Annotated in this window: 9 protein-coding genes and 1 riboswitch; of the genes, 4 read left to right on the top strand and 5 right to left on the bottom strand. The window is 65.6% G+C overall.

Annotation, left to right across the window (positions count from 1 at the left end):
• Positions 1-93 precede the first annotated feature (93 nt).
• Positions 94-324 (bottom strand): glutaredoxin family protein, encoded by a 231-nt coding sequence (locus AC1VWL_RS18595; RefSeq protein WP_482987667.1) that lies wholly within the window; start codon positions 322-324, stop codon positions 94-96.
• A gap of 95 nt (positions 325-419) precedes the next feature.
• Between AC1VWL_RS18595 and AC1VWL_RS18590 the strand changes: the two genes are divergently transcribed.
• From AC1VWL_RS18590 to AC1VWL_RS18580, 3 genes are all read left to right on the top strand, one after another.
• Positions 420-1802, top strand: a complete 1383-nt coding sequence (locus tag AC1VWL_RS18590; protein ID WP_282265822.1) for an L-serine ammonia-lyase — start codon at positions 420-422, stop codon at positions 1800-1802.
• A gap of 55 nt (positions 1803-1857) precedes the next feature.
• On the top strand, positions 1858-2436 hold the full coding sequence (locus tag AC1VWL_RS18585; RefSeq protein ID WP_482987666.1) for a hypothetical protein: 579 nt from the start codon (positions 1858-1860) through the stop codon (positions 2434-2436).
• Positions 2437-2559: 123 nt separating this feature from the next.
• Entirely contained in the window at positions 2560-3438 is an 879-nt protein-coding gene (locus tag AC1VWL_RS18580) for a hypothetical protein (RefSeq protein WP_482987665.1), read from the top strand.
• Between the two features lie 4 nt (positions 3439-3442).
• Here the strand turns inward: AC1VWL_RS18580 and rarD are convergent, their stop codons facing one another.
• The 4 genes from rarD to metX all read right to left on the bottom strand — a co-directional run bounded on the left by rarD (position 3443) and on the right by metX (position 7911).
• Positions 3443-4324, bottom strand: a complete 882-nt coding sequence (rarD, locus tag AC1VWL_RS18575) for an EamA family transporter RarD (protein WP_482987664.1) — start codon at positions 4322-4324, stop codon at positions 3443-3445.
• Positions 4325-4571: 247 nt separating this feature from the next.
• Positions 4572-5639, bottom strand: coding sequence for a homoserine dehydrogenase family protein (locus tag AC1VWL_RS18570; RefSeq protein ID WP_482987663.1), 1068 nt, complete (start codon positions 5637-5639; stop codon positions 4572-4574).
• Positions 5636-6886: an O-succinylhomoserine (thiol)-lyase gene (locus AC1VWL_RS18565; RefSeq protein ID WP_482987662.1), complete on the bottom strand. Its 1251-nt coding sequence runs from the start codon at positions 6884-6886 to the stop codon at positions 5636-5638. Before AC1VWL_RS18565 ends, AC1VWL_RS18570 begins: the two co-directional genes overlap by 4 nt.
• Entirely contained in the window at positions 6883-7911 is a 1029-nt protein-coding gene (gene metX / locus AC1VWL_RS18560; RefSeq protein WP_482987661.1) for a homoserine O-succinyltransferase MetX, read from the bottom strand. The genes AC1VWL_RS18565 and metX overlap by 4 nt, the downstream gene beginning before the upstream one ends.
• 71 nt (positions 7912-7982) lie before the next feature.
• A riboswitch (SAM riboswitch) is annotated at positions 7983-8102 on the bottom strand.
• 116 nt (positions 8103-8218) lie between these two features.
• Between metX and AC1VWL_RS18555 the strand changes: the two genes are divergently transcribed.
• Positions 8219-9034: a M23 family metallopeptidase gene (locus AC1VWL_RS18555; protein ID WP_482987660.1), complete on the top strand. Its 816-nt coding sequence runs from the start codon at positions 8219-8221 to the stop codon at positions 9032-9034.
• The last annotated feature ends 162 nt before the right edge of the window (positions 9035-9196 follow it).

Here is a 9196-nt window from a genome sequence, read left to right as displayed (position 1 = left end):
CCCCTCTACAGCACGCGGGAGAGCGGAATGTAGTGCCAAGCCATGCTAGGCAGAGGCCTTCCCGATAACGTCCCATCCGAGCTTGGCTCGGCACTACATGTGTGGCGGCAACCACGCGACCAACACCGCCGCATCAAACGGCCAATCCAGCTCCCTGCCGCCCGCATCCCGCAACACCGGCACGCGTGCGCCATACATCGCCTCCAGCGCCGCATCGTCATCGATGAACACACTGTCGAATTCCGGCGCGCGCGCCTGCGCCAGCACCGCCAGCGCCAGGTCGCACAGATGGCAATCATCACGTTGGTAGAGGGTCAATCCCATTCGGCGCCTGCGCAAGGAATGCTGCGCTGCAGACATGGCCTGCAGCAATGAACCCGTAGAATAGCGGCCATCTCAACGCAGTACGCAGAATCAGCATGTCCGTCAGTACGTTCGACCTGTTCAAGATCGGCATCGGCCCGAGTTCGTCACACACCGTTGGTCCGATGCGCGCGGCCGAGCGCTTCGTCCACCGCTGGCTGCTGGATCCGGGCCAGTTGGACAACACCGTGCGCATCCGCGCCGAGGTGTTCGGTTCGCTGGCCCTTACCGGCCGCGGCCATGGCACCGACAAGGCCGTACTGCTGGGCCTGGAAGGCAATCGCCCCAACGAGATCGACCCGGACATCATCCCGGCCACGCTGGAACGCATCCGCAGCAGCAAGCGCATCAAGCTGATGGGCCAGCGCGAGATCGCCTTCGACGAGAAGCGCGACCTGGCCCTGAACAAACGCCAGAAGCTGCCGTACCACACCAACGGCATGCGCTTCACCGCCTACGATGCCGACGACCAGATCATCGCCACCCGCGATTACTACTCGGTCGGTGGCGGCTTCGTGGTCAATGAGGATGATGCCGCCGATGACCGCATCGTGCCGGACCAGACGCCGATCCCCTACCCGTTCAAGAGCGGCGACGAGCTGCTGGCGCAGGCCGCGCGCAGCGGCCTGAGCATCGCCCAGATGATGTACGAAAACGAGAAGTGCTGGCGCAGCGAGGATGAGATCCGCGCCGGCCTGCGCGAGATCTGGGACGCGATGCAGTCCTGCGTGACCCGCGGCATCCGTTCCGAAGGCACGCTGCCCGGTGGCCTGCATGTCAGCCGTCGTGCGCCCACGCTGTACCGCGAACTGTCCTCGCGCCCCGAGGCCGCCATGCGCGACCCGCTGACCACGCTGGACTGGGTCAATCTGTACGCATTGGCGGTCAACGAGGAGAACGCCGCCGGTGGCCGCGTGGTCACCGCGCCCACCAACGGCGCAGCCGGCATCATTCCGTCGGTCCTGCATTACTACGACCGCTTCTGCCCGGGCAGCAACGAGCAGGGCGTGTTCAACTTCCTGTTGACCGCTGCCGCCATCGGCATCCTGTACAAGGAAAACGCCTCGATCAGCGGCGCTGAAGTCGGTTGCCAGGGCGAAGTCGGCGTCGCCTGCTCGATGGCGGCCGGTGGCCTGATGGCTGCACTGGGCGGCAACCCCGGCCAGATCGAGAACGCTGCCGAGATCGGCATGGAGCACAACCTCGGCCTGACCTGCGACCCGATCGGCGGGCTGGTGCAGATCCCCTGCATCGAGCGCAACGCGATGGGCTCGGTGAAGGCGATCAATGCCAGCCGCATGGCCATGCGCGGCGACGGCAAGCACAAGGTCTCGCTGGACAAGGTGATCAAGACCATGCGCGACACAGGCCGCGACATGCAGGACAAGTACAAGGAAACCAGCCGTGGCGGCCTTGCCGTCAACGTCATCGAGTGCTGATACGCGGGTAAACCGGCGCTGGCCCCGTTGGGGCTGGCGCCTGCTGGTTTTTCTGTTGTTTTGGCTGGGCGCAAGCTGGCTGTGGAGCAGTTACTGGACCGCCGCGCCCGGCCAAGGCGCCATCGCCACCGATGGCGGTTTCGACATTCCCATCAGCATCCGCCTGCAGGAACACTGGGCGTTGAATCTGGATCTCCGTCCAGGCAGCTTGAGCGATGAGGAATTCGCGTACCGCACCGCTCCATGGAGACAAGGAACGCCAGACACCAGCGCAATCACGCTGCAGTGGCGATTACTGGCAAACGACGGGCAACAGCTTGCCGCCGGCACCAGCCTTTTCCATCGGGTGGACAGCTGGTCGAGCCACAACGTCAGCTGCACTCAGCCCCTGCCATCAATCCCACCCGGACGCTACCGGCTGGCAGGCCAGCTGAGCGCAGCACCGCCAGCAGTCAGCGGCATGGACATGGCTGTCGCAATCAGAGCCGCCAATGGCAAGGCATGGAACAGCTGGCAGCTTGATCTGGCCTGGTGGACAGGGCTAATCAACATGCTGCTGGTCCTGCCCCTGGGCATTCTCCTGTTGCTGGCGTTACTGGCCCACACGCTGTGGCGCCGACGCAGCCGTCCGTAGTAGCTGCACGCAAGCACAGGCAAGTACGAAACGAGCGCTCCCGATTCCCAGCACACGCGTATTGCAATGCCTCTGCTCGTTACACCAGAATCGCCCATCACAATGCAGCTTCAGGGGAAGCAGATGCACGGCGGAAAGGAATCTGGCGAGCAGGCACCGCTACGACGCCCACGTACGGCAGCACGTACCGCAGCGCCCGGCAATGGCAGGGCAACCCTGATCAAGCTCGTGCTTGCTGCGGTGGTCCTGCTGTTGCTGGCGTACTACTTTGGCAATCGCAAGCCGGCTCCTCCAGCAACGGATACAGCCGCAGCAGCACCTGATGTCGCTGCACCTGCCACCGCTTCGCCGCACGCAGGCCCCGCAGCGCTGGTGATCCAGGGCGAGAAGTCCACGACGATGGCCAACATCGACGAGGCGCGGATGTCGGTACAGGAAGGCGGCAACGTGCTGCGCATCGAAGGCAGCGTCGGCCGGAACTTCGCCAACGAGATGAAGGCAATGCTGGATGCCAACCCCAGCGTGCGTCGCATCGATATCACCAGCGGTGGCGGCTATGCCAATCCGGGCCTGGAAGCAGCACGCCTGATCAACCGCAACAACCTCACGGTGCGGGTCCGCTCGCACTGCGCCAGCATGTGCGTGGCGCTTTGGGCCGCCGCCAACCAACGGCAGCTGGAGGCCGATGCGGTGATCGGCCTGCACCAATGGAATCCGCAGTGTGATGCACGTCCCGAGGAGGCGGAGCGCAAGGAGTGCCACTACCAGGTCCAGTTCGCTACCGAGCACAACTCCAGCTACAACGCGTGGCTGCGCGCTGCCGGCTTCAACCAGCGCCTGTTGAACCTGCAAACGCAGACCGCCTCCGAAGACATCGCGGTGCTGTTCGCCCCGCAGCTTTGGGAAAACGGTGTCGATTTCACCACCGTCGACAGCAACGGCACGCGCATGAGCCGTGAGGCAGTCCTGCAGCACCTTGCCGCCAGGGCCAAGCGCGGCTGAGCACTCAGGCGCCGCGCCTGCCCAGCTTCAGCACGCCCTCCAGGGCCAACAGCGCCACCGCCAGCCAGATCGCCACATAGGTCGGCCACTGCCCGTGGCCTACGCTCTCGCCGAGCAGCAAGGCCGCCAGCATCAGCAGCACCGGCTCCACATAGGTAAGCAGACCAAACAGGCTGAACGACAGCATCTTCGAGGCCAGCATGTAGCACATCAACGCCACCGCGCTGATCGCCCCGAGCAGCGGGATCAAGGCGTACAGGGCGGGCTTCTGCGCCAACGCTGCCAGCAGTTGCTGGCCGTCACCAATCGCCGCCCAGAAGGCTACCGGCAGCAACAGCACCAGCTCCACCCAGAAACCACCCAGATGGCCAATGCGCAGATGCCGGCGCAGCAGGAAATAAGCCGGATAACCCAGCGCCACCAGCAGCATTTCCCAAGACAGGCCGTGGTTGCGCAGCAAGGCCCAGCCCACGCCCAGCGCGGCACTGGCCACCGCCAGTTTCTGCAGGACGGACAGACGCTCGCCATAGACCACGCGCCCGAGCAGCACCATCACCAGGGGCAGCAGGAAGTAACCCATCGATACCTGCAGCGCGCGGCCGTGCAACGGCGCCCACAGGAACAACCACAGCTGCACCCCAACCATGCCTGCGCACAGCGGCAACGCCCACCACAGCCGACGCTCAACCCGCAGGCGTCGCAGGGTATCGACAATCAGTGTCTTCTCGCCGCTCACATGCAGCATCAATGCCACCAACGGCACCGCGAACAACACGCGCCAGCCAAAGATGTCGCCACCCTGCAGCGGTGCCAGCTGCGGGCTGGCGTAGTACATCAGACCGAACAGCAGGGACGCTGCCAGCGAAACCAGAACACCTTTGGACACAGCACACCTGTCAGAGCAAGAAACCGGCAGCCTGCGGGCTGCACGGAATGGCAACGTTGGCGCCATGACGCCAATACCCCGGCATCATAAAGCCAGAACGTTGCAGCGCCAGTTTCGAAGGGCATGCTTGCCGCCGATCCGGAGTCTGCGCGAGTGCGAGCCGATACCAGTCCCCCCACTCCGCAGCAGCCGGGCTGGATCGGCAACGAATCGGCGTTGCAGCACGCAAAGGGTGCTGCAGCAACACTCAGCGATTGACGATGCCCAGTACATCGTCCAGCAAGGCTGCAGCTGTCACTTCGGCACCTGCGCCCGGCCCCTGGATCAGCAGCGGCTGGGCGTTGTATCGGTCACTATGGATCGCCACACGATTGTCAGTGCCGCTGCCGCCAGCCAGTGCATGGGATTGCGGCAGTGCACGCAGACCGACGCTTGCCCCCTGCGCATCCAGGCGGCCCACGAAGCACAGCTTCAGACCCTGCGCGCGTGCCTGCTGCAGGCGTTCGGCCAAGGGTGCGTCCAGCAGCGACAACGCGCCATCCACCTCTTCAGCGGACAGCACCGCCAATGCCGCCGGCACCAGCGAGTCGACCTTGATCTGATCGGCCTCCAGCGGCACGCCCGCTGCACGTGCAAGGATCAGCAGCTTGCGGCGTACATCTTCGCCGGACAGATCGATGCGCGGGTCCGGCTCCGTGTAACCGGCAGCGGCGGCTTCGCGCACGCAGGTCGAGAACGGCTGGCTGCCGTCATAACGGTCGAACAACCAGGCCAGCGAGCCAGACAGCACGCCTTCGATGGCATGCACGTGGTCACCACCGGCAACCAGAGCGCGGATGCTGCGCAACAGGGGCAGGCCCGCACCGACCGTTGCCGCGTCGCCGTAGCGGGAATTCCCGGTCGCAACCAAGGCGCCAATCTGTTGCGCGCGCGCCAAGGCCGTGCCATTACCCAGCTTGTTGGCCGTCACCACATGAATGCCCTGTGCCAACCACAGCGCATGGTCGGCAGCGACGGATTCGCTGGCGGTGGCATCCACCACGATGTCGCCAACACGCAGGCGCCCTACTTCCTCGCGATGCACCGGCTCATCGCCCTGCCGCTGCGCGTCACGCGCACGCGACAGCGCCGCATGCGGCGCATCCTCACAGGCGAGCGCGATGCGCGAGTTGGCCACCACATGCAGTGAAGGCAGGCTCAACTGTCGCTGTTGCAATGCCTGGTAGCGTGCAACAAACGCCGAGCCAACCGTACCGGTTCCCAACAACACCAGCCGCGCCTGAGGCTGTTCCAGCGGACGCAGGACCGCGCTCATGCATCCACCGTTTTTTTACAGTTGCCAGCGGCCAGCTGCGCTTCGGTAATCACCTTGGCAGCGCGCTCAAGACCTGCCTGCAGGTCGGCGACCAGGTCCTCGCTGGATTCGATGCCGACCGACAGGCGCAGCAGGCACTCGCTGATGCCGGCCGCTGCACGCGCATCTGCGCTCATCGCGGCATGGGTCATGGTCGCCGGATGCGCGACCAGGCTTTCCACGCCACCCAGCGATTCGGCCAGGGTGAAGTAATTCAGGCCATCCAGGAAAGCGCGCACCGCTGCATACGGATCGTCGCCCTGGCAGGCAGCCAGCTCGAACGAGAGCATCGCGCCGAAACCCTTCTGCTGGCGCGCCGCCACCGCATGGCCCGGATGCGACTCAAGGCCCGGGTAGTACACATTGGAGACGGCATCGCTGGCAGCCAGCAGTTCAACCACGGCACGGGTGTTTTCCTGGTGCACGCGCAGGCGCGCATCGAGGGTGCGCAGGCCGCGCAACGTCAGGAAGGCATCGAACGGCGAACCGGTCAGGCCCAGTGCATTGGCCCACCACACCAGTTGCTGGTGCACCTCGGCATCGCGTGCGATCACCGCTCCGCCGACCACGTCGCTGTGGCCGTTGACGTACTTGGTGGTCGAATGCAGCACCACGTCGGCACCGAAGGCGATCGGCGTCTGCAGCGCTGGCGACAGGAAGGTGTTGTCCACCACCGCCTTGGCACCGGCCTTGTGCGCGGCCTCGATGACAAAGCGCAGATCGGTGATGCGCAACAGCGGGTTGGACGGGGTTTCGATAAGCACCAGCTTCGGCGACTGCGCCAGCGCATCGGCCAGCGAGCGCGGATCGGTCAGGTCGGCGGTGATCAGCTCGAAGTGACCCTTCTTGGCCAGCGCATTGAACAGGCGCCAGCTGCCGCCGTAGGCATCATGCGGCACCACCAGACGCTCGCCCGGCTCCAGTAGGGCGTTCAACACCAGGTTGATCGCGCCCATGCCGGTGGCGGTGATCACCCCGCCGGCGCCACCTTCCAGCTCGGCCAGTGCTTCGCCCAGCAGGTCGCGGGTCGGGTTGCCACTGCGGGTGTAGTCGTACTGGCGCTTGTTGCCGAAGCCATCGAAGCTGAAGTTGGACGACAGCACGATCGGCGGCGTCACCGCACCGTAGGCGGTATCGCGGTCGATGCCCGCACGCACTGCCGACGTGGCACGGCTACAGGAGATATCGGACGTGTGGGACAGGCTCATGCGGTTTCTCCGGGCAGGCGTAGGGCAGTGGCGAGGATCGCGTCGATGCGATCGGTTTCTTTGAGGAAGGCGTCGTGGCCATAGGGCGAGCGCAGCACGCGCAGGCTGCCGCGCTGGCCCAGGCCTTCGACCAGCGCGACCAGGTCCGACAGCGGCACCAGCCGGTCACCTTCAACCGCGACCACCAGGGTCGGCACGCTGACGGCAGCCGGATCAATCCGGTGCAGATCGATGGATTCGGACAGACGCAGGTAGGCGTTGACGCGGGTACGGGCGACGTACTGCGCGCCGGCTGCGTCGAGGTAATCCTCGGCGGCGACACGCACACGGCCATTGACGACTTCCGGTGGCGCATCGAAGCGCTCACCAAATTCTTCCGGGGTGCGGTAGCTGAGCATGGCGAACTGGCGCGCCAGCGCCAGGCCATGGCTCTCTGCACACTGCAGCTGACCCAGCGCCACCGCACGCCGCTGCAGTGCGCGCCACGCAGATGCATATGGATGCGGACGATGCGCGCCACTGACCGCGATCAGCTTGTGCAGGCGGCGCGGATGGCGGATCGCCAGCTGCAGGCCAACCAGGGCGCCATAGGAATAGCCGACGAACCCCTGCAACTGTTCGATGCGCAGGGCATCCAGCAACACGGCGATGGCATCGGTCTGATCAGCGGTATCGATGGGGGCATCCAGCTCGCCATCGGCGCCGATGAAGTCAAAACCAAGCAAGCGACGACACGCCGGATCCAGTGCGCGGCCAGCGCCGACCAGACCTTCGGCCCAGCCTTTTTCGGCATAGCCCGCATTTGCAGCGAGATGGCGGTGCGCGGAAATACCACCGGCCACCAGTACCACCGGTGCACCAGCAACGCCTACCAGCTCGTAGCGCAGGCGCAGCGCACGCTGACCTGCGTGGCGCATGCGCAGCTGCACCTCGATCTCGCCACGCACAGCGGTGACGCCGCTGTCGGCACGGTCGATGAGAGCGATGGGGGCGAGCTGGACTGCGGTAGCGGTGGCGAAACTCATGGCGGTATCCGATAAGGAGCGGCCATCGAGCTTTCGCGGAGCTCGTGTTCGCCGTACACGCGGTACGGAACGAACCATCTTTCGGCGGACACGGAGGTCACCGCAGGATTTGGCACCAAACGCAGCCGCTTGCGCGTCCGCTGGTTGCCCCGGCTTCAAAGGGCCTGTCCCTCTGCCGGTCTCGATGGTGACGCTACATTGCCAGCCCCCTTTCCGCCTGTCAATCGCTTTATTCGCATAAAGAGATGAATAAGTTTCCAGGGCAACCAAACAGGCACAATCAGGCGCTGCACCAAGGACCCTGACTGTGCCCCGTATCATTCCTGTACTGCTGGCGCTGGCACTGCTATGTGCCGGCGACGCCGAAGCCAGCCCAAGTAGCCGCTGGCGTGAGGCCTGGAGGCCACCTGCGGCACCGACGCCTGCCGTGGCGGCGTCCAGCTCGGACGCCTTCGCCAGCCTGCAGTTGCAGGCACGTGCAGGCGGACGCAGCGCCGTGGTCAGCAATCTGACCGCTGGTCCGGTACAGGTCCGCCTGCGCGGCGATAGCTGGGCACCTGCCGCCACCATTACCATATTGGCCGCAGGTGAGAAGCGCAGCCTGTTATGGCTGGAAGATGATGGCAATCCACTGCGCCTGGCCCTGGATGCGTTTCCTGGCGACCCGGCAGCGCAACCGCAGGATCATCTCTATCTATTGCCACTGCAGAGCGCCAGCATCCGGGTCAGCCAGGCCTTCGCCGGGCATTACAGCCACACCGACCCACAGAACCTGTACGCGGTGGATTTCCCTGTACCCGAAAGCACGCCAGTGCTGGCCGCACGTGCCGGCCGGGTGATGCAGGTAGTGGACAGCCAGGAGCAAGGCAGCCTGCTGCGCATCCTGCACAGCGACGGCAGCATGGCCCTGTACGCCCATCTGCAGGCTGGCAGCGCCAAGGTCCGCCCCGGGCAGAGCGTGGCTGTCGGGCAAGCCATCGCCCTGTCCGGCAACACCGGCCACAGCAGCGGCCCGCACCTGCATTTTGTCGTTCAGGCCAATACCGGGCTGGCATTGCGCTCGATCCGGTTCCGCATGGGCAGCGCGCGCGGCGAGCTGCAGTTTCCGCGACAGGCTCCCTGAACAAACGGTTCCAACTCTAGTCCAAGCCATGCCCGGCCGCCCCTGTAGTGGGGGGGGGGGGGGGGGGGGGGGGGTGGGGCGGGGGGGGCGGGGCGGCGGGGGGGGGGGGGGGCGCGGGCGGGGCGGGGAGGGGGGGGGGGGGGGGGGGGGGGTGGGAGGGGG

This window comes from Stenotrophomonas sp. STEN063, from assembly GCF_056854515.1.
The sequence above is the reverse complement of the archived record's forward strand: the minus strand, read 5'-3'. Positions and strand labels throughout refer to the sequence as shown.